This window comes from Streptomyces sp. NPDC007856, assembly GCF_042868225.1.
Lineage (GTDB): Bacteria > Actinomycetota > Actinomycetes > Streptomycetales > Streptomycetaceae > Streptomyces.
The window spans coordinates 149,353-172,040 of sequence record NZ_JBIAEC010000010.1; the positions used below are offsets into that span (position 1 = coordinate 149,353).

A 22,688-nucleotide genomic window follows, 5' to 3' on the forward strand; every position below is an offset into this window, starting at 1 on the left:
GGTGATCCCTTCGGGGATGTATGAATCGTCTTCTCCTTGACGTGTCTCACTCTCGTCCGATGCCTGACGCCACGCCGGATGCCGAAGGTCTCCATCCGTTGGGCTGAACGTCCCTGCGTGCGAGGCCCGTTGGGCTGGAGGTGGTGGACCGGGCAGGTTGGACACCGGGCAAGTGTCACGGTTGATCGCTGGGCCATGGATGCTGGACCCAGGCAGAGAAGGGCGGCATATGGCTGAGGAAGCGGGCAGACGGTCTTCGTGGTGGCGTCGGCTGGTACCCGGCCTCGACGCCGTGCTCGGTTACCGGCGCTCGTGGCTGAGAGGCGACCTGCTGGCCGGCGTGACGGTGGCGGCGTACCTCGTGCCGCAGGTGATGGCGTACGCGGGGGTGGCCGGGCTGCCACCGGTCGCCGGGCTGTGGGCGATCCTGCCTGCCCTCGCGTTGTATGCGTTGTTCGGGTCCTCCCGGCTGTTGTCGGTGGGGCCCGAGTCGACGACCGCTTTGATGACGGCCACCGTGGTGGGCCCGCTCGCCGACGGGGACGTGGGGCGCTACGCATCGCTGGCCGCGGCCCTCGCGGTTACGGTCGGCCTGCTGTGCCTGGTGGCGCGGGTGGTGCGGCTGGGCTTCCTTGCGGACCTGCTCTCCCGCCCGGTGTTGCTCGGCTATCTGGCCGGGGTGGCCTTGATCATGATGGTGGACCAACTACCCAGGCTCACCGGCGTGCGGACAACCGAGTCACAGTTCTTCTCCCAACTGTGGTCCTTCGTCCGTCACCTGCCGGACGTCGATGCGGCCACGGTCGTCTTCTCCGCCGTCGCGCTGGTGTTCCTGTTCGCGGTGAAGCGGTACGTACCGGCGCTGCCGGGACCGCTGCTCGCGGTGATCCTCGGCACGGTGGCCGTCACCGTCTTCGACCTCGACCACCGGCACGGCATCAAGGTGATCGGCGAGGTGCCGTCGGGGCTGCCCTCGCTCGGGCTGCCGGACCTGGGCGAGCTGTCGCACCTCGTACTGCCCGCACTGGGCGTCCTGATCGTCGCGTACTCCGACTTCATCCTCACCGCGCGCGCCTTCACCGGGCGCACCGACGACGAGCCCGGCCTCGACGCCAACCAGGAGTTCCTGGCGCTGGGCGCGGCCAACCTCGGTGCGGGCGCCCTGCACGGCTTTCCGGTCAGCAGCAGCGCCAGCCGTACCGCGCTCGCCGCCTCGACGGGCGCCCGCAGCCAGGGCTATTCGCTGGTGGCCGGAGCGGTGGTCCTCGCCGTCCTGCTGTTCTTGAGCCCCCTGCTGAGCCGGACGCCTTCGGCGGTGCTGGGGGCGCTCGTCGTGTACGCGGCCGTCCGCATGATCGACCTGGCCGGGTTCCGCCGACTGGCGTCGTTCCGCCGCCGCGAACTCCTCCTCGCGCTCGGCTGCCTGGCCGGCGTACTCGTTCTTGACATCCTGTACGGGGTGATCGTGGCGGTCGGCCTGTCGGTGGCCGAACTGCTGACGCGGGTGGCGCGACCGCACGACGCGGTCGAAGGGCTGGTGCCCGGACTGGCGGGCATGCACGACATCGATGACTATCCGCAGGCCCGCACGATCCCGGGCCTGCTGGTCTACCGCTACGACTCCCCGCTGTTCTTCGCCAACGCGGAGAACTTCCGGCGCCGGGCCCTGGCCGCCGTCGACCGACAGACCGTTCCCGTCCGCTGGTTCGTGCTGAACACGGAGGCGAACGTCGAGGTCGACATCACGGCGCTCGACGCGGTCGACGAGCTGCGCCGCGAACTCGGCCACCGCGGCATCGTGTTCGCCCTGGCCCGGGTCAAGCAGGACCTGCTGGACGACCTGAAGGCGTACGGCCTGGCGGACTCCGTGGGCACGGACCTCATCTTCCCCACGCTGCCCACCGCGGTGGCCGCCTACCGCGAGTGGAATGGCGAGCGATAGGAACCGGTCCTGGACACGCGACACGGAGCGGGAGCGGCCACCCCCTCTGTCACCCGACCGTGAGGTCCGGCCGGATCAGCGTGCCCGACCTGCCGTGGACGATCTCGTAGGCCGCGTCCAGGGCCCCGATCGCGGCCAGACCGCCGGTGTGCTCGACGAACCGGGCAGCCGCCTCGGCCTTGGGGCCCATCGAGCCGGCCGGGAAACCACCGTGCCGCAGCTCCCGCGGGGTGGCGTCGGGCAACGGGCGCTGGTCGGGCGTCCCGTAGGCCTCGTAGACGTAGGGGACGTCGGTGAGGATGAGCAGGAAGTCCGCCTTGAGATCCTCGGCAAGCAGGGCTGCGGTGAGGTCCTTGTCGATGACGGCCTCCACGCCGGTCAGTGCGCCGGTGTCGCGGTCGGCGGTGACGGGTACCCCGCCTCCGCCGGCGCAGATCACAAGGGTCCCGCTGTTCAGGAGTTCGCGGATGGTGTCGGTCTCCAGGATGTGTTCGGGCGCGGGTGACGCGACGACGCGCCGCCAGCCGGTGGTGTCCCGGGCGATGTGCCAGCCCCGCTTGCGGGCCAGTGCCTTGGCCAGCGGCGCGGAGTACACCTGGCCGACGAACTTCGTGGGCCGTTCGAAGGCGGGATCGTCGGTCCGCACGAGGGTGTGGGTGACGAGGGCGGCGATCCGGTGCCCGGGCAGAGCGTCGTGCATGGCACGGGTGAGCAGGGAACCGATCATGCCCTCGGTCTGGGCACCGAGCAGGTCCAACGGGTAGGGGGCGCTGAGCGCGGGGTCGGCCTCGCTCTCCATGGCGAGGAGGCCGATCTGCGGGCCGTTGCCGTGGGTGATGACCAGCTCGTGCTCGTGGGCGAGGGCGGCCAGCGCGGTGGCGACCCGGTCGATGTTGGCCTGCTGGACGGCGGCGTCGGGGCGTTCGCCGCGGTGCAGCAGGGCGTTGCCGCCGAGGGCGACGACGATGCGCATGGTTCAGTCCCCCAGGGTGGCGACGAGCACGGCCTTGATGGTGTGCAGCCGGTTCTCCGCCTGGTCGAAGACGATCGAGGCGGGCGAGGAGAAGACCTCGTCGGTGACTTCGAGGCCGTTCAGGCCGTACGCCTCGAAGAGCTCCTGGCCGAGCCGGGTGCGGAGGTCGTGGAGGGACGGCAGACAGTGCATGAACTTCACGTCCGGGTTGCCGGTGAGGGCGAGCGTCTTGTCGTTGACCTGGTACGGGAGCAGCAGCTCGATCCGCTCGCGCCAGGTGTCGGCCGGTTCGCCCATGGAGACCCAGACGTCCGTGTGCAGGAAGTCGGCGCCGTGTACGGCGGTCTCGACGTCCTCGGTGAGGGAGATGCGCGCCCCGCTTCGGCCGGCCACTTCACGGCATGTGGCGACCAGCGCGGCTTCCGGCCACAGTGCCTGGGGCGCGGCGATGCGCACGTCCATGCCGAGCAGCGCACCCATCGACAGCAGCGAGTTGCCCATGTTGTCGCGGGCGTCGCCCAGGTAGCAGTAGCTGACGTCCGTGAGCGGCTTGCTGCTGTGCTCGCGCATGGTGAGCATGTCGCACAGGCTCTGGGTGGGGTGTGCGGTGTCGGTCAGGCCGTTGTAGACGGGGACGCCGGCGTGGGTGGCGAGTTCGGTGACGATCGACTGGGCGGAGCCCCGGTATTCGATGCCGTCGAACATGCGGCCGAGGACGCGGGCGGTGTCGGCGATGGACTCCTTGTGTCCGACGTGGGTGTCGCCGGGACCGAGGTAGGTGGTGCGGGCGCCCTGCTCGGCGGCGGCCACCTCGAAGGCGCAGCGGGTGCGGGTGGAGGTCTTCTCGAAGATCAGGGCGATGTGCCTGCCGGTCAGCTGTGGCTGTTCGGTACCGGCGCGCTTGGCCGCCTTGAGGTCATGGGCGAGATCGAGGAGACGATGGATCTCGCGGGCGGTGAAGTCGAGTTCGCTCAGGTAGGAGCGGCCTCGCAGGTCGACGGTCATGGTGGGTGTCCTTACGGGGTCAGGCAATCGGGTCGCGTTCGACGGGGCAGCTCATGCAGCGCGGGCCGCCCCGGCCGCGGCCGAGTTCGGCACCGGCGATCGTGACGATCTCGATGCCCTGCTTGCGCAGGTATGTGTTGGTGGTGACGTTGCGCTCGTAGCCGACGACCACACCGGGTGCGACGGCGAGGAAGTTGCTGCCGTCGTCCCACTGCTCGCGCTCGGCGTTGCGGATGTCCTGGGGAGCCGAGAGCATCCGCACCTTGTCCAGGTCGAGGGCCTCGGCGAGCGCGGTCGCGAGATCGGAGTTCACGGTGACGTCGAACCCGGTCTCACGCTCGGAGCTGGGCCGCAGCGTCCAGGAGCGCAGGGAGTCGGCGAGGCCGGGGTAGATGACGAAGGCGTCGCGGTCGACCATGGTCAGCACGGTGTCCAGGTGCATGTACGCGCGGGCCGCAGGTAGTTGGACGGCGATCAGCCTGCTCGCTGTGCCGGTCGCGAAGAGCCGGGCGGCCAGGTTCTCCACGGCCTGGGCCGTGGTGCGCTCTCCCATGCCGACCATGACGGTGCCGTTGCCGAGGACGTGGACGTCCCCGCCTTCGAGGGTGCCGACGGGGCCGTCGAGCAGCGGTGCGGGCGCGACGCCGGCGAACATCGGGTGGAACCGGTAGATCGCCTGCGCGTGCAGGCTCTCGCGTCGCCGGGCGGGCTTGGCCATCGGGTTGACCGACACCTGGTCGTACACCCAGCAGGAGTTGTCCCGCGGGAAGAGGTGGTTGGGCAGTGGGGTGAGGGCGAAGTCGTCGGGGCCGAGCGTGTTCCACACCAGGCTGTGCGGGGTGGCGAGCGGCAGGTCGCTCTTGAGGAGGCCGCCGATCAGATAGCCGGCGAGCGTCTCCCCGTCGAGTTCGCCGCACAGTTCGCGCACCGGGTCGATGAGGGCCGGGCCCACCGTGCCGGGAGTGACGACCCGGTCCAGGAGCCAGTCGCGGGCCTCTGCGACGTCGAGGGTCTGCGCCAGCAGGTCGGCGAAGTAGTGGACGCGGGCGCCGTGGTCGCGCAGGACCTGGGCGAAGGCGTCGTGCTCCTCGCGGGCGCGCTTGGCCCACAAGATGTCGTCGAAGAGCAGGGCGTCGACGTTGCGCGGGGTGAGGCGGGAGAGTTCGAGGCCGGGGCGGTGCAGGATGACCTGGCGCAGTGGGCCGGCTTCGGAGTCGACGTGGAAGGTGTTCATCGCGGAGGTTCCTCTGTGCTTGGGGCGGTCAGTCGTGGTGGCGGAAGTCGTTGCGCTTCCGGGCTCCGCTGATGCGGCTGGTACGGAGCGCTCGGGAGAGCCGCTGGGCCGGCGGGGGCGTCTCGGGTGCGCGTTCCGACCGGTCCACGGTCGCCGCGGTCCTCGGCGCCGTGGCCTCGCCGAAGGTGTCCTGTCCCCGCTTCAGCCAGACGTAGACGGGGACGCCGAGCAGCAGGACGAACAGGCCGTAGTAGACGGTCTGGTAGCCGCTTCCCTGGATCGACCAGTACGAGAAGACGAGGGCGAGCGCGGCGACGGTGATGTCACGGGCGAGTCTGCGGGGGCTGAGGCTGTCCCGGCCGCGGACCAGGAGCCAGTACAGCTGCGCGGCGGCGGAGAAGAGGTACGGGATCACGGCGGTCAGCACGCTCAGCAGCACGATCTTGGTGAAGACGTCGTCGAAGCGCGTGTAGCTGAACACGGTGATCAGCGAGGCCAGCACCGTCGAGGCGACGATGCCGAAGACCGGGACGCCATTCTCGCCGCGCAGCCGGGCGAAGGCCTGCGGGAACAGCCCGTCGCGAGCGGCCGCGTACGGCATCTCCGCGCACAGCATGGTCCACCCGTTGAGGGCGCCGATGCCCGAGATGATCGCGGCGACGGCCACGATGTCTCCGGCCCAGCTGCCGCCGAAGATGCTGTTCGCCGCGTCGGTGAAGGGAGCGGTGGATCCGCCGAGCTTGCCGTGCGCGACGGTGCCGAAGACGGCGAGGGTGCCCAGGATGTAGATGACGGCGCAGATGAGAGTCCCGTAGACGGTGGCGCGGGGAACGTTGCGCTCCGGCTCGCGGACCCGGCCGGCGACGACGGAGGCCGCTTCCAGGCCCAGGTAGCTGAACAGGGCGATGGCACCGGCGGCCGAGATCGCGCCCAGCGCCGACTGGCCGCTGGCGTTGAACGGGCCGAAGTTGTGGGAGTCGATGAACAGCAGCCCGACGGTGGCCATGAAGATCAGCGGAACGAACTTCAGCACGGTCGTGATCACCTGGAACGCGCCCATGTTCCGGATGCCGGTGAGGTTGATCGCGGCGGGAATCCACAGCCCGACCAGCGCGAGAAGCACCGAAATCCACTTGTGATGGCCCGTGTTGACGAACACCTCCACATAGCCGACCCAGGCGACGACGATCGCCGCATTCCCGGCCCACGCAGTGATCCAGTACGACCACGCGTTGAGGAACCCGGCGAACTCCCCGAAGGCCTCGCGAGCGTAGACGTACGGCCCACCGCTCGCCGGAACACGCTTGGACAGCGCCCCGAAGGTCAGGGCCAGCGCGAGCGCGCCGAGGGTGACGGCGATGAAAGCGACCAGGGAGATGGGCCCGTACGGGGCGAGGGCGGAGGGCAGCGCGAAGACTCCGGTACCGATGATGCTGCCGATGACGAGCGCGGAGGCGGCGGGAAGGCCGAGCGCCGCCGTGGGCGCTGTCCCCTTTCCGCCTCCTGTGGTTCTGGGCATGGCTGAGGCTCCTTACAGACCAGGGTGGGTGAGTCGATCCGCGACTGATCTTTCTGCCCCTCAGCCGCGCACGGTCAGCGGCCACACGGCCCATGCGCGACCCCGATGGTCCCGCCGCCCCAGGCCTGGACAGCCCAACTCGTCCGCTTCCCGGTGCTCCTGGTCACAGGACATGGGCCGTTCGGTCCACGGCATGGCCAGCCCAGCCCCATCGTCAGCACCATGCCGAGCTCGACAATCGAGGGCAGGAGCTGCGGCCGGGCTCGCGACGCGATGCCAACCGGCCGGCGGTGCCATGTCCTTACGGCTCGTTCGAGATGGGGCCCGCACACCCCATGAGCCGCGGGGGCTTCCGCGCGAGTCTCGTGTTGGGGAGGCACGGTCCTCGCGCCGCGGCCGCCGCCCTCACCGACACGGGGGCGGCGGCCGTCTTCGCTGCCATCCGCTCTGGGGCCGGATGGCCCTGCTCCGGCCCCGATGGCCCCTCCCCCGACTGGAGTCGGCGCCAGACGCTGGAGGTACCAGTTCGTACACCCTGACCGGGAGGCCGGCCATGAACACCCCGAGCATGCTGCGCGCGCTGCCCACCCAGCACCGGCAACGGCTCATGCGTCTCGCCCGGGAGGTGACCATCCCGCAGGGGACGCACATCTTCAACGAAGGTGGACGTGCGGACCGGTTCTGGATCATCCGCACCGGCTCCATCGATCTCGACACCCACGTACCCGGCCGACGCCGGGCCATCATCGAGACCCTCGGCCACAACGAACTCGTCGGAGTGTCCTGGCTGTTCGCGCCGCACGTGTGGCACATGGGCGCCACAGCGGCGACACCGGTACGGGCCTACGAGTTCGACGCCACGGCCGTCCGCTCCCTCTGCCAGGACGACCCGGCACTCGGCCATGCCGTCACCCAGTGGGTAGGCGACGTACTGGCCCACCGCCTCCGCACCACCAGGACCCGGCTGCTGGACCTCTACGCCCCCTACGGCGCCGGAAGCACCGTGTGAGCGGGCCGTCCCGACGAAGGAGTCACCGTGCCCAGCACCCCGCGCATCGTCAGCGACGTCATGTCCCACACGGTCGCCGCAGTCGGCCGACGTGCCGCCTTCAAGGAGATCGTGCAGCTCATGCAGGACTCGAAGGTCAGCGCCCTGCCCGTCCTGGAGGGAGAGGGCCGCGTGGTCGGCGTCGTCTCCGAGGCCGACCTGCTGCTCAAGGAAGAGTGCCGCGACAGCGACCCCGACCGGGCCACACAGCTGCGCCGTCTCGACGATCTGGCCAAGGCCGGCGGCCTCATCGCCGAGGACCTGATGACCTCCCTCGCCCTCACCGTCCGCGCGGACGCGACCCTGGCCCAGGCCGCACGGACGATGGCGCACGCCAAGGTCAAGCGCCTGCCCGTCGTCGACGACGTGGGCATGCTGCAAGGCATCGTCAGCCGCGCGGACCTGCTGAAGGTCTTCCTGCGGACGGATGAGGAGATTCGCCGAGGAGGTCCGGCGAGAGGTCGTGGCGTATCTCTTTGCTGCGCCGGTGTCAGCCGTGCGGGTGGAGGTGCGGAACGGCGTCGTGAAGCTCATCGGCCACGCCAGGGACACATCCCTGGTCCCGGTGGCCGCGCGCCTGGTCCGGGCCGTCGAAGGCGTCGTCGACGTGGAGTTCGAGCTGACGCGCCCCGAAGGCCCTACGGAGTCGACCGCCGCTCCCGCGGAGGGCGGCGAAACCCTGTCTCCGGCCTGACCGGCAACTCCTTGCAGAGCAACAGCGGGATCCTGACCGGGCCGTAATAGCCCTCCACCACCGGCGCCCATCAGGTCAGTCTCACTGGCCAGGCGCGGAGCGGCACCCGGTGGTGGAGGAGGCGACAAGCCGGGCGCTCAGCACGTTGCCCGCGATTCGTCCTCGTCCGCGCCGGTTCCGGGGTTTCAGATCCCTTCCTGCCGTTGTCGGTCCTGGACCTGGGTGGCGATGACGGCGGCCTGGATGCGGCGCTCGACGCCGAGCTTGGCCAGCAGACGGGAAATGTGGTTCTTGACCGTCTTCTCGGCCAGGTACAGCCGCTGGCCGATCTGACGGTTGGTCAGACCCTCACCGATCAGAGCCAGGATCTCCCGCTCCCGCTCGGTCAGGCCTTGCAGTCCGTCGGGCTGCTGCTCCTCCTGCCGGCCGCCGCGCAGCCGGGCCATCAGCTTGGTGGTGGCACTGGCATCGAGCAGGGACTGGCCGCCGGCCACGGTGCGCACGGCGGACACCAGGTCCGAGCCCTGGATCTGCTTCAGAACGTAACCGGACGCGCCCGCCATGATCGAGTCGAGCAGCGCCTCCTCGTCGTCGAAGGAGGTCAGCATGAGGCAGGCCAGCTCGGGCATGCGTGACCGCAGCTCCCGGCACACGGTCACGCCGTCGCCGTCGGGAAGCCGGACGTCCAGCACCGCCACCTGCGGGCGCAACGCGGGGACGCGCACCAGCGCCTGTTCCACCGTGCCGGCCTCGCCGATCACCTCGATGTCCGGCTCGTCGTTCAGCAGGTCGCGCACACCGCGCCGCACCACCTCGTGGTCGTCCAGCAGGAAGACCCGGATCGGGTTGCCGGCGTCGGGCTGCTCGCTGTCCGCCATCAAACTGCTCCCTGCTTCCGCGTTCCGTACCGATTCCGCTCGTGGACGGATCGGCCCTCCGTACCGAGACCCTTTCCCGTACGGTACCGAGATCCTTTCCCGTATCCGGGCCGAAGGGCCAGGGCCGGTCGGCCCTGTTGTCCACCCATAGGGTCCCGCCGCCGTGAGATACCGCTGCCGCCAGGGTACGAATGCCCCGCCACCCGTATTGAATCAGCCCGTCGCCCCCTCACCAGTCATGACCCTGACACTCCGATACGCCGAACGGGGCGCCGCACCGCCCAAACCCGAATCACGCCACCCCACACTGTGAAGGTCCAATGGCCCCGCTGCTGGGGCCCGACAGCCCTGGGCCAGGACCGGTGCTCGCAGAAGTCTGGAGCCGCTGCGAAACGATCAGAAGGAGCGGAGCACATGACTGCCAAGGACACCAGCACCCAGGTCACCAGCACCGCCACCGTGGAGGTGCGCGTGGAAGGCGATGTGGACGCGGAAGCCGTCGCATACCTCCGGGAGAAGGTCGACGCGGTCCTCGGCCGGCCCGGGGTTCCGGCCGTGAGCGGTGCGGTGAGGATCGCCAGGGCGGTGGCGCACCACGCCGAGCGGCCCTGGTCCGCCGGGGCCGAACTCGTCGTGGGGAACACCCTCGTGGTCGTGCATGCCCAGGAGGCCACGACACATGAACTGGCGGACCGGCTGCAGGACCGGCTGCGCAGCCAGGTGAACCGTGTCCTGCACCGCAAGGGGGAGGCCCGCAGGTCGGCCACTCCTCCTCCGTGGCGCGGCGGCCGTGCCGACAGCGGCAGGGAGTAGCGCCCTCACGATCCTCCGCTGCGAGGCGGTCACCTCCTCCCGCGTACGTGTGATTCCCGAACCTCGGCGAGGGAATTGCCCGGCCAGGCCGCCCGGTCTGGCCGGGCCAGTGCCGGTCAGCCCCCGGAAGGGACCATCGGCACCTGGGAGTCGGGATCAGGCGGGACGAGAGTGGAGGCGTGAGCGGCACCGAATCCCCCGCGGTGCCGCTCCCGTCCGCACACCGTCGGCCACCGCCGACGGCTCTCGTCAACGGAGGCGCTCCCCAATGACCCGTCATGAGGCCGGAACCCAGGCAACAGCAGCTGCCGACGCGCCGTCCGACATCACCATCGCCGTGGACCGGCTGGTCACGAACGGACTCAAGGCGCTCGCCGACTACGACGCCCTCACCCAGGAGGAGGTCGACCACATCGTCAAGAAGGCGTCGGTCGCCGCCCTGGACCAGCACACCGCGCTGGCCCGGCTCGCCGTGGAGGAGACCGGGCGTGGGGTCTTCGAGGACAAGGCGGCCAAGAACATGTTCGCATGCGAGCACGTCACGCACAGCATGGGCCCGATGAAGACCGTCGGCGTCATCGCCCGCGACGACATCGAGGACATGATCGAGGTGGCCGAGCCGGTCGGCGTGGTCTGCGCGATCACCCCCGTCACCAACCCGACCTCCACCACCGTCTTCAAGGCCTTGATGGCGCTGAAGACGCGCAACCCGATCGTGTTCGCCTTCCACCCCTCGGCCCAGCGGTGCAGTGTGGCGGCGGCCCGGATCGTACGGGACGCGGCCGTCGCCGCAGGCGCGCCGGAGCACTGCGTGCAGTGGATCGAGACCCCGTCGGTGGAGGCGACCGGCCTCCTGATGCGCCACCCCGGCGTCTCGCTGATCCTCGCCACCGGCGGCAACGCCATGGTCAGGGCCGCCTACTCGGCGGGCAAGCCCGCCCTGGGAGTCGGTGCGGGCAACGTCCCGGCATACGTGCACAAGAGCGCGAAGCTGCGCCGGGCCGTCAACGACCTGGTGCTCTCCAAGTCGTTCGACAACGGCATGATCTGCGCCTCCGAGCAGGCCGTCATCCTGGACGACGAGATCTACGACGCGGCGCTGGCCGAATTCCATACCCTGCACGCCCACCTGGCGACCGCCGAGGAGAAGGCGAAGCTGGAAGCCTTCCTGTTCCCGGCCGGCCGCACCAACGCGGGCTGCGAGCCCAAGGTCAACGCCGGAGCCGTCGGTCAGAGCCCGGCATGGATCGCCGAGCAGGCAGGCTTCACCGTCCCGGGCGACACCTCACTGATCCTGGTCGAGGCCGAACGGGTGGGCCGGGACGAACCGCTGACCCGCGAGAAGCTCTGCCCGGTGCTCGCGGTCCTGCGCGCCGACTCCGAACAGCAGGGCTTCGACCTCGCCGCCGACATGGTCGCCTTCCACGGCCAGGGCCACACCGCGGTCATCCACACCGAGGACGAGGCGCTGGCGGAGGCGTACGGCCGACACATGAAGACCGTACGGATCATCGTCAACGCCCCCTCCTCACAAGGCGCCATTGGCGGCATCTACAACGCTCTGCTGCCGTCGCTCACCCTGGGCTGCGGCTCGTGGGGTCACACCTCGGTGTCCAACAACGTCTCCGCAGTCCAGCTGCTGAACATCAAGCGGGTCAGCGCGCGCCGCAACAACCTGCAGTGGTTCAAGGTCCCGCCGAAGATCTACTTCGAGCCGCAGTCCCTGCGCTACCTGTCCTCCATGCCGGACGTCCACCGCGTCACGGTCGTCACCGACGCCACCATGACCCGCCTCGGCTTCGTCGACCGCGTCAGCCGCGTCCTGCAACGCCGTCACGAACCGGTCACCCTCCAGATCATCGACAACGTCGAACCCGAGCCGAGCATCGACTCCGTCCAGCGCGGCGCCCAGCTCATGCGCGACTTCCGCCCCGACACGATCATCGCGTTGGGCGGCGGCTCAGCGATGGACGCGGCCAAGGTGATGTGGCTGCTGCACGAGCACCCGGACGTCGACTTCGCCGACATGCGGCAGAAGTTCTCCGACATCCGCAAGCGCGCCTTCCGCTTCCCGGTCCTCGGTACCCGGGCCCGCCTCGTGTGCGTACCCACCACGTCCGGCACCGGCGCCGAGGTCACCCCCTTCGCGGTGATCTCCGACCCCGCGAGCGGCAAGAAGTACCCGCTCGCCGACTACGCACTCACCCCGAGCGTGGCCATCGTCGACCCACTGCTCACCGCGGACCTGCCCCCGGCGCTGGCGGCCGACAGCGGCTTCGACGCCCTCACCCACGCCATCGAGGCGTACGTGTCCGTCTACGCCAACGACTTCACCGACGGCCTGGCCCTGCACGCGATCCGCCTGATCTTCGACAACATCGAAGCGGCGGTGAACGACCGCAGGGGCCGACCCGACGCGCGGGAGAGGATGCACAACGCCGGCACGATCGCGGGCATGGCCTTCGGCAACGCCTTCCTCGGCATCGTCCACGCCATGTCGCACACCCTCGGCGCCACCTTCCACATCGCCCACGGCCGCACCAACGCGGTCCTGCTGCCGCACGTCATCCGCTACAACGGCACCATTCCGACGAAGCTCACGGGCTGGCCCAAGTACGAGAACTACCGCGCTCCCGAACGCTTCCAGGACATCGCCCGCGCCCTCGGCCTGCCCGCCTCCACCGCGATGGAGGGCGTGGAGTCGCTGGCCTGCGCAGTGGAGCGGCTACGCGACGCCGTGGGCATCGAGCCGTCGTTCCAGGCCCTCGGCGTCGACGAGCGCGCCTTCCTCGCCGCTCTGCCCCGACAGGCCTTGAACGCGTACGAAGACCAGTGTGCGCCCGCCAACCCACGCATGCCGATGCTCGACGACATGCAGGAGATCATGCGCATGGCCTACTACGGCGACGAACCGGGGCGGCCGGACACGGACAAGGGCCGAACGGCCCTGGCGTGAAGAGCCCCGAGGCCGTTCCAATGACCTGATCGAGCCTGCCCGCGGCCGCCCGACCTGGTACGCCGCGGACAGGCAGCCGCGCAGGCCTCGAACGGACGTCGTACATGCCCGTGGTCACCGGCTACGCCCAACTGGTGACCGACTCGCATGAGCTGGCTCGCTACCAGGAACTGCTCACCCCCAGGGTGAACCAGACCATGGACTTTGCCGTACGCATCCGGCCCGACCTGATCACCGGGGTCCGGCTCACTGCGGACGAGGAGGGCGGCCCCGCCTGATCACGGTCTCGTTTCCGACTGAAGGCGGCGTGAGAACCCTCCAGTTCTCACGCCGCCTTCAGTCGGAAACGGGCTCTGACTCGCCAGGCAACCTGTCAATCGTGGGGGACCACCCCGACCGGTGCGGTGGCATGGTGCAGCACCGCGTGGGCGACCGGGCCGATCACCGTGCCGATCGGTGTCCGGCGCCGGCGGCGGCCGATCACGACGAGGGACGCGTCGTGCGAGGCCTCCACGAGGTGCGAGCCGGCCTTGCCGATCACGGCCTGCTCTGTCACCTCGACGCCGGGGAACTTGTCCCGCCAGGGTTCCAGCGCCTCGGACAGGGCACGGTGCATCTCCCCGGTGAGTTCGTCGTGCAGTTCGGCGTTGAGGTCGCCGCCATTGTCGTAGTAGGGCAGTTCCGGGCTCCGGCCATGGACGACGCGCAGCCTCGCGGCACGCTGAGAGGCGGCTTCGAAGGCGAATTCGATCACGGTGTCGTTCGGAGCCGCAGAGTTGAGGCCCAGGACGACGTCCCGGAACGCTATGGCCCCGGACCCAACAGCACCAGGCTGGTGTTCGTCCTCGGAGCGCAGGCCGCCCCGCACGAGGACGACAGGCCGCCGGCTGCCCGCCACGACCGCCTGGGCGACGGACCCGACCAGGAATCCGGCTATACCGCCCAGGCCTCGAGAGCCCAGCACCAGTAGGTCGGCTGTCCGAGCCGCGCCAAGCAAGGCGGTGACGGGTTCTTCGGTGCGACGGTCGGTGGTGATCCGCAGGCCCGGGTGGCGCCGCGCGATCGTCGCTTCGGCCTCGCGAAGCATGTGGTCCGCCCAGCGAATCTGCTCGTCCGGGCCCGGGGACGGCTGGGGTGCCCCGCCCAGGGGTGCGTAGAGCTGCCGCCCAAGGGCGTGGACCAAGTGCAGCGGGAGGTCCCGGAGCAGGGCTTCCCTGGCTGCCCATTCAGCGGCGGCCAGGCTCGCCGGGGATCCGTCCAGGCCTGCGGTGATGGTGCGGGGCATCTCGGCCTCCTTCAGAGTCACGAATTCAGTGTCATGACCGGCTACTTGGGACAGGAGAGGCCCCAGGTCCCTGTGCGGAGGCCGAGTGGCCCCCTCGTGGGTGAACCGCGACGGCGATCGGCGCAATTCACAACGCCCGCAGCCCGTGCTCCCGGAACTGCTCACGCACGCGTTCCGTCAGCTCCGGATCGGGCACGGGCGTGTCGCGCAGCGGGAAGTCGATACCCAGGGCGTCGTACTTGTGGGCCCCGAGTTTGTGGAAGGGCAGGACGTCCACCCGGTCGACGTTGCTCAGCCCAGCCAGGAAGGCGCCGAGAGCGTCCACGGCGGACGGGTCGTCTGTCCACCCTGGGACAAGGACGTAACGGATGTACACGGGGACGGCCAGCCGGTCCAGGCGGGTGGCGAAGCTGAGCGTGGGGGCCAGCCGGCCGCCGGTGAGCTTGCGGTAGGTGGTGACGTCGAACGACTTGATGTCCAGTAGCACCAGCTCTGTGTCGGCGAGGAGTTCGTCGGAGGCACGCGTGCCGAGGAAGCCGGAGGTGTCCAGCGCCGTGTGAAGTCCTGCCTCCTTGCAGCGGTGCAGGAGGGAGCCGGTGAATGCCGGCTGGAGCAGCGGCTCCCCGCCGGTGATGGTCACCCCTCCCCCAGCCGTGGTCAGGAAGCCCCGGTACTTCTCGAGCTCCCCCATCACCTCATCGACCGAGGCCTCCCGCCCATCACGCATGTGCCAGGTGTCCGGATTGGCGCAGTACAGGCAGCGCAACGGGCAGCCGCTGACGAACAGGACGAACCGGGTCCCGGGACCGTCCACGCCGGTGGACAGGTCCCAGGAGTGCACCCGCCCCGTGAGCGGTCCCGTTGCCGGGACCGCCTGCCGTGACGCGGAGGTCGCCGCGGTGTTCACAGCGACCCGTGGAAGGTGCGGCTGATCACGTCGAGCTGCTGCTCACGCGTGAGCCGGACGAAATTGACCGCGTATCCGGAAACCCGAATCGTCAACTCGGGGTACTTCTCAGGGTGTTCCATGGCGTCCTCGAGCGTCGCCCGGTTCAGCACGTTGACGTTCATGTGGAACCCGCCGAAGGTCATGTACCCGTCGAGGATGCCGACCAGGTTTCCGGCCCGCTCAGTGGGATTGTGGCCCAGTCCCTCGGGCGTGATGGTCGTGGTCAGGGAGATGCCGTCGCGGGCCTCCTCGTACGGCAGCTTCGCCACCGACAGGGCCGAGGCGACGACACCGTGCCGGTCCCGGCCGTTCATCGGGTTGGCGCCGGGCGCGAAGGGCTGTCCGGCACGCCGCCCGTCGGGGGTGTTGCCGGTGTGCTTGCCGTAGACCACGTTCGAGGTGATCGTCAGGACCGACTGGGTGTGCTCGGCGTCCCGGTAGGTGGGGTGCTTGCGCACCTTGGCCATGAAGGATTCCACCAGGTCGACGGCGAGGCGGTCGGCGCGGTCGTCGTTGTTGCCGTACGCCGGGTACTCGCCCTCGACCTCGTAGTCCACGGCCAGCCCGGTTTCGTCCCGGATCACCTTCACACGGGCGTACTTGACGGCTGACAGGCTGTCGGCGGCCACGGAGAGCCCGGCGATGCCGCATGCCATGTAGCGGTGAACGGGGTGGTTGTGCAGGGCCATCTCGATGCGCTCGTAGGCGTACTTGTCGTGCATGTAGTGGATGACGTTGAGCGTGTTGACGTACGTCTTCGCCAGCCAGTCCAGCATCCGGTCGTAGGCCGCCGACAGTTCCTCGTAGCCCAGGTACTCCCCTGTCAGGGCGGGCATCTCGGGTGCGATCTGCTCGCCGGTCATCTCGTCCCGGCCGCCGTTGATCGCGTACAGCAGGGCCTTGGCGAGGTTGACGCGGGCGCCGAAGAACTGCATCTGCCTGCCCACCGCCATCGCCGACACGCAGCAGGCGATGGCCGTGTCGTCGCCGGTGCGCGGGCGCATCAGGTCGTCGGACTCGTACTGGATGGAGCTGGTGTCGATCGAGACCTGGGCGCAGAACCGCTTGAAGTCCTCGGGCAGCTGCGGCGACCACAGCACGGTCAGGTTCGGCTCCGGTGCGGGCCCGAGGTTGTAGAGCGTCTGCAGGAAGCGGAAGGAGCTGCGGGTGACGAGGGTGCGGCCGTCGGTGCCGATGCCGCCGATGGACTCCGTCACCCAGGTCGGGTCGCCGGAGAACAGTTGGTCGTACTCGGGTGTGCGCAGGAAGCGTACGATCCGCAGCTTGATGACGAAGTCGTCGATCAGCTCCTGCGCCCGGGTCTCGTCGATACGGCCCTCGTCGAGATCGCGCTGGACGTAGACGTCCAGGAAGGTCGAGGTGCGGCCCAGCGACATCGCGGCGCCGTTCTGCTCCTTCACCGCGGCCAGGAAGCCGAGGTAGAGCCACTGCACGGCCTCGTGGGCGGTGGACGCGGGGCGGGTGACGTCACAGCCGTAGGAGGCTGCCATTCGCGCAAGCTCGCCCAACGCCCGAATCTGCTCCGCGAGTTCCTCGCGGTCACGGATGACGTGCGGGGCGGACGGCCGGCTGTCCAGCAGGGCGCGCTCGGCCTGCTTGGCCTCGATCAGCCGGTCGGTGCCGTACAGGGCGACGCGCCGGTAGTCACCGATGATCCGGCCGCGGCCGTAGGCGTCCGGGAGCCCGGTGATGATGCCGGCCTTGCGGACGGCCCGCATCTCGGGGGTGTAGGCGTCGAAGACACCGTCGTTGTGGGTCTTCCGGTAGGTACCGAAGACCTTGGTCACGAACCGGTCGGGCTCGTATCCGTACGCCCTCAGGCCGTTCTCGACCATCCGGAGGCCGCCGTTCGGCATGATCGCGCGCTTCAGCGGGGCGTCGGTCTGGAGTCCGACGATCAGCTCACGCTCCCGGTCGATGTAGCCGGGAGCGTGCGAGGTGATCGTCGACGGGGTGGCGGTGTCCACGTCGAGGATGCCCTTGCGCCGCTCCTCGGGGAACAGGGCGCTGACCTTGCGCCAGACGGCGAGCGTGCGCTCGGTCGGACCGGTCAGGAACTCCGGACCGCCTTCGTACGGTGTGTAGTTGGCCTGGATGAAGTCGCGTACGTCGATCCTCCCCCAGCCTTCGGCCGGGGGCACCCCCACGCGCCAGCGCCGGCCGGCGAATCCACGCCAGGCCTCGACGGGTGCGTCCACGTCCGGACGGGTTGCCACGGTCATCACTGCCTCCGCATCGTTCGCGACACCGCACACGGATGGTTCCGTGAGCGGCTCCGCCGACGATGCTCCTCGCGTGCCCCGGCCCGGGGCAGGGCCGGCGGGAACCCGTCGCCGCACCGTCCGGCCCCGCACCGTTGGGCCCTTCGGGCCAGGTCACGGCGCAGATCCCAGTGGTCAGGCGGAGAGGTGCAGGCCGTACATCGTGCGGCCTCCGACGAGTTCACGGCCGGTGACCAGTTCCGGCTCGATGCGCACGAAGACCTCCTCGGGCGAGGGAGCCCAGGAGCGCGGGCCGATCCGCTCCAGGCGTGCCACCTCGGCCGGATCCGTCACGATCTCGGCCCGGCCGGTGACGACGACGCTCCAGCCGGAGTGCGTCTCCACATCGGCCGCGTCCGCCTCGAACGCGACGACCGCGCCGTCGACGGCGCGGGCCAGCTCGGACGCCGCCGAGGTGCGCACCAGCACCGCTCCGTCGGCGTCCAGGCCGAAGTTGACCGGCACGACCGCGGGCAGCGCCTGGCGCGTGTAGACGATGCGGCCGATGGGAGCCGTCGCCAGGAGGCGCAGGCACTCGTGACGACCGAGTTCGCGGAAGCCATCGTTCGGGTACATGAGTCAGCCCGTCCTTCGCCCGGTGGGGGATCACACTCCATGCTGAGCCCGCCGGCAGGGGCTGGGGTGAGGGCCACGGGTCCCGCCTTGGCCGGAGAGCGGCCCGAGGAAACGTGGCGGCGAAGGGGGGCCGGACGGCCCTTCCGGCACGCCCATCGGCCCGGATTTCCTCTGACCATGGCCGAAACCCTCATCACGTTCGCACCCCGCCACACCGAGCGTGCCGTCCACGGGACGACCGTCCTGGAGCTGCGCGGTGAGATCGACATCCTCACGGCACCGCCCCTTGGAGCACGCCTGGACGATCTGACGGCCGTCGTTCTCCCCGACCTCGTCGTGGACCTCCGTGCCGTGTCCTTCATCAACTGTGCCGGGCTGCGGGTGCTGTGCCGGGCGCGGAACAGGGTCAGGGAACGGCACGGTCGGCTGCGTCTTGTCACTGGCAGCAACCAGTTCCTTCGAATTCTTCGTGGTGCGGGGCTGGATGGCGTGTTCGAAATGTACGACCACCTGCCCGAAGCCTTGGCTGCTGTGCCCGGCGGGGTCCTCACCGCCACAGCGGACTGATACTTCTGAGGGCAACCCGCAACCACAGGGGGCCTTCGCAGTGGCCACGGCTCCAGGATCACGGCTACTCAGGCGGCCCGGTCGTTGAACGTCACCACACCTGATCCGGTGCACGCCGCGGAGTGGCCGGGCCCTCCGGGCCGTACCCGAGGCGAATCAGCATCTGCGCGTGCCCGGTGAGGTCCGGTACGGCGCTCAGGTCGCGGCGCAGGTCTGGCCACTCCATCGGCTGGTGCAGCAGGGAGGCACGCACACCGTGCGCCGTGGCCACCAACAGGAGGTGCTGCAGCGCCTGTCCGGCGCGCAGCCAGTCGCTGCGCCGGTCGTGCTCGGTGGAAAGCAGGGCTACCACAGGATGGGACTCGAAGGGCTGGGCGGGGAGCCGCTCAGGGTGCCGTTGTGCGGTGAAGTCACGCAGGGGCAGCTGCTCGTGTGCGTCCTGCGGCCCCAGCGTCGTCTGCGGTATGCCGACTTCGCTGGAGTGGTCCGGGTCTCGGTGCACCCATCGGCGGCTCTCCGCTGCCCGGTCCGGGTCGGCGTGGTTGCGGTGTTCGGCCTCCGTGGCCACGCGCAGCAGCCGTGCCGTCTCGGCAGACCCGGAAAAGGTCAGTGAGGCCCCTTCCGTTTGGGCGGCTTCGGCGAGTTCGGCACGAACGTTCGGCGGAAGCGGCCTGCCGGAGAAGGGGAACCTGCTGCTGTGCCTGCGCCAGATCATCGGGTAGAGGTCGGGGCGGTGTCCCGCAGTGTGCCGCTGGCCCGTCCCGGACAGCCGAAGGGTGGCCAGCACACTCGGGTCTTCAGGATCCGGCAGCAGGCGTACGACGGCTCCCCAGCCGAAGTGCGCCATTGCGACCCGGAGGTTGAAGACGGCGGCCCCCACCGACAGATGCAGAGCCCGCCCGACAGGTTCGGCGTGGCGCAAGCCACGTTCTGGTACGGCGCGCACCTCCAGCGCGACGTTGTCCGGGTCGAGCCGGAAGCGCCACGGCTGGGTGTTGTAGATCGAGGGCGCGGCCCCGGCGGCCGAGATGCAGGCTTCCAGGGACGCGACGTCGACGGGCGCAGTTCGCATGAGGGGGCCTCCTCCCGTACGAAGTCGGACAGATACGGCTGCCCTACGAGGGTGAGAGCACCACAGCCGTACGGTGAGGGGCCGATGGTCCCCTTGGCAGGCCCGTTCAGGGCACACCGACCACTGCGCACGGGCACAGCACCACGGCGGGTCAACGAGCCGTACGGGTGCTGGGCCGAACGGCCCGCCGCCGGCCTGGGTTTGGCCCGATCGGCCCTCCGCTTCCACCTGACCGGCCCATGCCACCTCAAGGCCGCCGCTGTCACCTTCGTGTGTGTGACGACGAGGAGGTGCGGAGAGATGCGCGAGGACAGGCCCGCGAACAGGAAGCGCAAGCGAACGAGGATACCGCTGTGGCGATGGCGGAGTAACCCGATCCGGCGTCGCGACGACGTCCTCGAGGCATGGCTCATGCTGGCCATATGGGTGCTCATCGCGGTGGGTGGCACGGCGGTCGGTGTGGTGACGGCCCATGCAGCCGACCAGGTCTTCGCCCAGCAACGGGCCGATCGGACCCCCGTCAGCGCCCTTCTCCTCGATGACGTCCCGCGCACCGCGACCTCGGGGATGGGCAGAGACCTGGCATCGGCAAGGGTCCGCTGGACGAACTCGGACGGCTCCGCACACAGCGGCATGACGCTGGTGACCACCGGGAAGAAGGCCGGCTCCACGGTCAGGATCTGGATCGACGCCCATGGGAAGCTGAGTACACAGCCGCCCACGCCCGGCAAGGCGGCCGTCGAGGCGGGGCTGTTCGGAGCCTCCGCCGCCCTCGCCCTGAGCGGCGTGATGTTCGGGATCGGGAGCGTCGGCCGTGGGTACCTCGACCGTCGGCGCATCAAGGAGTGGGACAGGGAGTGGACCCTGGTCGGGCCGCAGTGGGGCCACAAGACCAGTTGACCGTCGGACCCCATGCACGAGCGACCTCGGTCATGCCGTCGGAGAGGGAAACCACCGCCGAGGTGGCGTCCCTCCGGGCCTTCATCACCTGCAGACTGTTGATGGTTTGCGACATCATGCTCGTGCCGAGCGGCCTCGGTGGGTAGCGGGCTTGATCCCGCCGGACAGCGACTGCGACTGCGCCGGAACCGCGGACATCCTTGCCCCCGGGAATGTCGTGGACCCAGCGGACGTCGGGCAGCCCGACATCTGCGACCGCTGTTACCGCGGGGCACTCGGAAAGTCTGCCGCCAGCGCCGGCGCGGTCGCCACGTCGAGGCCCGGGGAAGCGCCTTCCACTGCGCCTCCTGCACTCCACGGCCCTCCCGCCGATGCGAAGACTGCGGAGGCGAAGGACGTGAAGACGGCCCGGCCCCTCGACACCCTCTGCCGCACCTGCTACCAGCGCCGCCACCGCATCCCGACCATGTCTGCGCTGCGGCACCGACCAGGTCCGGTCGGTCGCACCGGGGACACGCCTCCCCTGGTCGCCGGCAGGCCGACGCGGAAGCACGCTTCCTCCTGCCAGGGGCGGCTGCCGAGCCGGCCCAGAAGCGCCGCAATTGGCGGAAGGACCCTTTGGGATGCGGAGAAGCGGCCGGCAGCCGTGCACCGCGCGATCCGGACCCGCGAGAAGCGGTGGCCCTTCCCGTCCAGCCTTGCCATGACCAGCGCGGGAGCAGCTGATCCAGCGCATGGGCCGAAGTACCCGAGCCGGGTCCGGGCGGCCCGTGGCGCGCGTACGCAAGGGCGCGCAGGCTGGGATCAGCAGCCCATGAAGGGAACCGATGCGATGACCTCCGCGACCACCATGACCACGGCTCTGGAGCCGGTGCACCGCGAACGGCTGATGGGCCTCGCCCATGAGGTCTCCTTCCCGGCCGGGACCCGCCTGTTCGAGGAGGGGCACCGGGCCGACCGCTTCTGGATCGTGCGCACCGGCACCGTCGCCCTCGACCTGCACGTGCCCGGTCGGCGCCCCGCCGTCATCGAGACGCTCGGACACGGCGAACTGGTGGGCTGGTCCTGGCACCTACCGCCGCACATCTGGCACCTCGGGGCCGAGGCGATGAGCCCGGTACGGGCCTGGGAGTTCGACGCGGAGACGGTGCGCTCGATGTGCGCCGCCGACGCCGAGTTCGGGCGGGCCGTAGCGGTGTGGGTGGGACGCGTGGTCGCTCAGCGGCTGCACGCCTCGCGTGTCCGACTGCTCGACCTCTACGCCCCGTACGGCAGCGGAGGCCTGACCTGACCGCCCGGGCGCGCGGCCCTGCCGTGGAATTCGAGGAGGAGAGCATGGACAGCAGCCCGCACCGGGTGGGCGACGTGATGACGCGCGCCGCCGTCGCGGTGGGCCGCAAGGCTGTGTTCAAGGACGTCGTCGAGCGCATGGAACAGTGGCAGGTCAGCGCCCTTCCGGTGCTGGAGGGCGACGGCCGGGTGATCGGGGTGGTCTCCGAGGCCGATCTGCTGCCCAAGGAGGAGTTCCGGGACAGCGACCTGGACCGGTCGACCCAGCTGCGCCGGCTGCCCGACCTCGCCAAGGCCGGGGCGGTCTGCGCGGAGGAGCTGATGAGCACGCCGGCCGTCACGGTCCACGCGGACGCGACACTCGCCGAGGCGCCCCGCATCATGGCGCTGCGGCACGTCAACGGCTGCCCGTGGTGAGCTCCGAGGGCGTAACCAGTCCCCCCGCGAACCGGCGCATCGACCTGGACCCTGCTGAGGCGCTGCGGTTGCTGGGCAGCGTATCGCTGGGGAGAATCGTCTTCACCCCGGCAGGCCTTGCCCACGGTCCGCCCCGTCAACCACGCCCTGGACAGTGGGGACATCGTCATCCGCACCCAGGAAGGCGCGGCCCTGACGTCCCGCGCCGAGGAGGCCGACGATCTGCTGCGGAACCAGTGTTCCGGCGCGAACGACGAGGGACGTGGGCTGGGCTCCGGCACGGTGCCG

General features: G+C 69.9%; 17 protein-coding genes and 4 pseudogenes. 11 read left to right on the plus strand and 10 right to left on the minus strand.

What is annotated here, in order from left to right:
• Window positions 1–229: 229 nt before the first annotated feature.
• Complete coding sequence (locus tag ACFYOH_RS24030) at window positions 230–1,942, plus strand: SulP family inorganic anion transporter (protein WP_388628826.1); 1,713 nt, start codon at window positions 230–232, stop codon at window positions 1,940–1,942.
• A gap of 49 nt (window positions 1,943–1,991) precedes the next feature.
• Here the strand turns inward: ACFYOH_RS24030 and ACFYOH_RS24035 are convergent, their stop codons facing one another.
• Genes ACFYOH_RS24035 through ACFYOH_RS24050 form a run of 4 tightly spaced genes read right to left on the minus strand, consistent with a single transcriptional unit; the run spans window position 1,992 to window position 6,673 of the window.
• On the minus strand, window positions 1,992–2,915 hold the full coding sequence (locus ACFYOH_RS24035; protein ID WP_388628828.1) for a carbamate kinase: 924 nt from the start codon (window positions 2,913–2,915) through the stop codon (window positions 1,992–1,994).
• Between the two features lie 3 nt (window positions 2,916–2,918).
• On the minus strand, window positions 2,919–3,920 hold the full coding sequence (argF, locus tag ACFYOH_RS24040; RefSeq protein ID WP_388628830.1) for an ornithine carbamoyltransferase: 1,002 nt from the start codon (window positions 3,918–3,920) through the stop codon (window positions 2,919–2,921).
• A 19-nt stretch (window positions 3,921–3,939) separates the two neighbouring features.
• Window positions 3,940–5,154, minus strand: a complete 1,215-nt coding sequence (locus ACFYOH_RS24045; protein ID WP_388628833.1) for an arginine deiminase — start codon at window positions 5,152–5,154, stop codon at window positions 3,940–3,942.
• 28 nt (window positions 5,155–5,182) lie between these two features.
• Window positions 5,183–6,673 carry an APC family permease gene (locus ACFYOH_RS24050; protein WP_388628836.1) on the minus strand — a complete coding sequence of 497 codons (1,491 nt, stop codon included), beginning with the start codon at window positions 6,671–6,673 and terminating at the stop codon, window positions 5,183–5,185.
• A 553-nt stretch (window positions 6,674–7,226) separates the two neighbouring features.
• Between ACFYOH_RS24050 and ACFYOH_RS24055 the strand changes: the two genes are divergently transcribed.
• Window positions 7,227–7,682 (plus strand): cyclic nucleotide-binding domain-containing protein, encoded by a 456-nt coding sequence (locus ACFYOH_RS24055; protein ID WP_388628839.1) that lies wholly within the window; start codon window positions 7,227–7,229, stop codon window positions 7,680–7,682.
• A gap of 60 nt (window positions 7,683–7,742) precedes the next feature.
• Window positions 7,743–8,415 (plus strand): annotated as a pseudogene (locus tag ACFYOH_RS24060) (CBS domain-containing protein).
• 185 nt (window positions 8,416–8,600) lie between these two features.
• Here ACFYOH_RS24060 and ACFYOH_RS24065 read toward each other — a convergent pair.
• Complete coding sequence (locus ACFYOH_RS24065) at window positions 8,601–9,293, minus strand: response regulator (protein ID WP_388628842.1); 693 nt, start codon at window positions 9,291–9,293, stop codon at window positions 8,601–8,603.
• Window positions 9,294–9,707: 414 nt separating this feature from the next.
• Here ACFYOH_RS24065 and ACFYOH_RS24070 point away from each other — a divergent pair, with 414 nt between their 5' ends.
• The 3 genes and pseudogenes from ACFYOH_RS24070 to ACFYOH_RS24080 form a co-directional block, all read left to right on the plus strand.
• Window positions 9,708–10,106 (plus strand): hypothetical protein, encoded by a 399-nt coding sequence (locus ACFYOH_RS24070; RefSeq protein ID WP_388628845.1) that lies wholly within the window; start codon window positions 9,708–9,710, stop codon window positions 10,104–10,106.
• Between the two features lie 268 nt (window positions 10,107–10,374).
• Window positions 10,375–13,062, plus strand: coding sequence for a bifunctional acetaldehyde-CoA/alcohol dehydrogenase (gene adhE / locus ACFYOH_RS24075; protein WP_388628848.1), 2,688 nt, complete (start codon window positions 10,375–10,377; stop codon window positions 13,060–13,062).
• 110 nt (window positions 13,063–13,172) lie between these two features.
• A pseudogene (locus ACFYOH_RS24080) lies at window positions 13,173–13,340 on the plus strand (pyridoxamine 5'-phosphate oxidase family protein); the annotation flags it as partial.
• 95 nt (window positions 13,341–13,435) lie between these two features.
• Here ACFYOH_RS24080 and ACFYOH_RS24085 read toward each other — a convergent pair.
• From ACFYOH_RS24085 to ACFYOH_RS24100, 4 genes are all read right to left on the minus strand, one after another.
• Window positions 13,436–14,347 carry a universal stress protein gene (locus ACFYOH_RS24085; RefSeq protein WP_388629261.1) on the minus strand — a complete coding sequence of 304 codons (912 nt, stop codon included), beginning with the start codon at window positions 14,345–14,347 and terminating at the stop codon, window positions 13,436–13,438.
• A gap of 127 nt (window positions 14,348–14,474) precedes the next feature.
• A complete protein-coding gene (pflA, locus tag ACFYOH_RS24090) occupies window positions 14,475–15,254 on the minus strand; it encodes a pyruvate formate-lyase-activating protein (protein ID WP_388628851.1) in 780 nt (259 codons plus the stop codon).
• On the minus strand, window positions 15,251–17,539 hold the full coding sequence (gene pflB / locus ACFYOH_RS24095) for a formate C-acetyltransferase (protein WP_388628853.1): 2,289 nt from the start codon (window positions 17,537–17,539) through the stop codon (window positions 15,251–15,253). Before pflB ends, pflA begins: the two co-directional genes overlap by 4 nt.
• Before the next feature lie 174 nt (window positions 17,540–17,713).
• Window positions 17,714–18,154, minus strand: coding sequence for a pyridoxamine 5'-phosphate oxidase family protein (locus ACFYOH_RS24100; RefSeq protein WP_388628855.1), 441 nt, complete (start codon window positions 18,152–18,154; stop codon window positions 17,714–17,716).
• A 177-nt stretch (window positions 18,155–18,331) separates the two neighbouring features.
• On the opposite strand from ACFYOH_RS24100, the gene ACFYOH_RS24105 reads away from it, so the two are divergent.
• On the plus strand, window positions 18,332–18,721 hold the full coding sequence (locus tag ACFYOH_RS24105; protein WP_388628857.1) for an STAS domain-containing protein: 390 nt from the start codon (window positions 18,332–18,334) through the stop codon (window positions 18,719–18,721).
• A gap of 91 nt (window positions 18,722–18,812) precedes the next feature.
• Here ACFYOH_RS24105 and ACFYOH_RS24110 read toward each other — a convergent pair whose 3' ends face one another.
• Window positions 18,813–19,793, minus strand: coding sequence for an Acg family FMN-binding oxidoreductase (locus ACFYOH_RS24110; protein WP_388628859.1), 981 nt, complete (start codon window positions 19,791–19,793; stop codon window positions 18,813–18,815).
• 411 nt (window positions 19,794–20,204) lie between these two features.
• Here ACFYOH_RS24110 and ACFYOH_RS24115 point away from each other — a divergent pair, with 411 nt between their 5' ends.
• The 4 genes and pseudogenes from ACFYOH_RS24115 to ACFYOH_RS24130 form a co-directional block, all read left to right on the plus strand.
• Window positions 20,205–20,693 (plus strand): hypothetical protein, encoded by a 489-nt coding sequence (locus ACFYOH_RS24115; protein ID WP_388628861.1) that lies wholly within the window; start codon window positions 20,205–20,207, stop codon window positions 20,691–20,693.
• A gap of 832 nt (window positions 20,694–21,525) precedes the next feature.
• The gene (locus tag ACFYOH_RS24120; protein ID WP_388629263.1) at window positions 21,526–21,984 is read left to right on the plus strand and encodes a cyclic nucleotide-binding domain-containing protein; all 459 of its coding nucleotides are present in this window, start codon (window positions 21,526–21,528) and stop codon (window positions 21,982–21,984) included.
• 44 nt (window positions 21,985–22,028) lie between these two features.
• Window positions 22,029–22,447 (plus strand): annotated as a pseudogene (locus ACFYOH_RS24125) (CBS domain-containing protein); the annotation flags it as partial.
• A pseudogene (locus ACFYOH_RS24130) lies at window positions 22,439–22,619 on the plus strand (pyridoxamine 5'-phosphate oxidase family protein); the annotation flags it as partial. The pseudogenes ACFYOH_RS24125 and ACFYOH_RS24130, both read left to right, overlap by 9 nt.
• Between the last annotated feature and the right edge of the window lie 69 nt (window positions 22,620–22,688).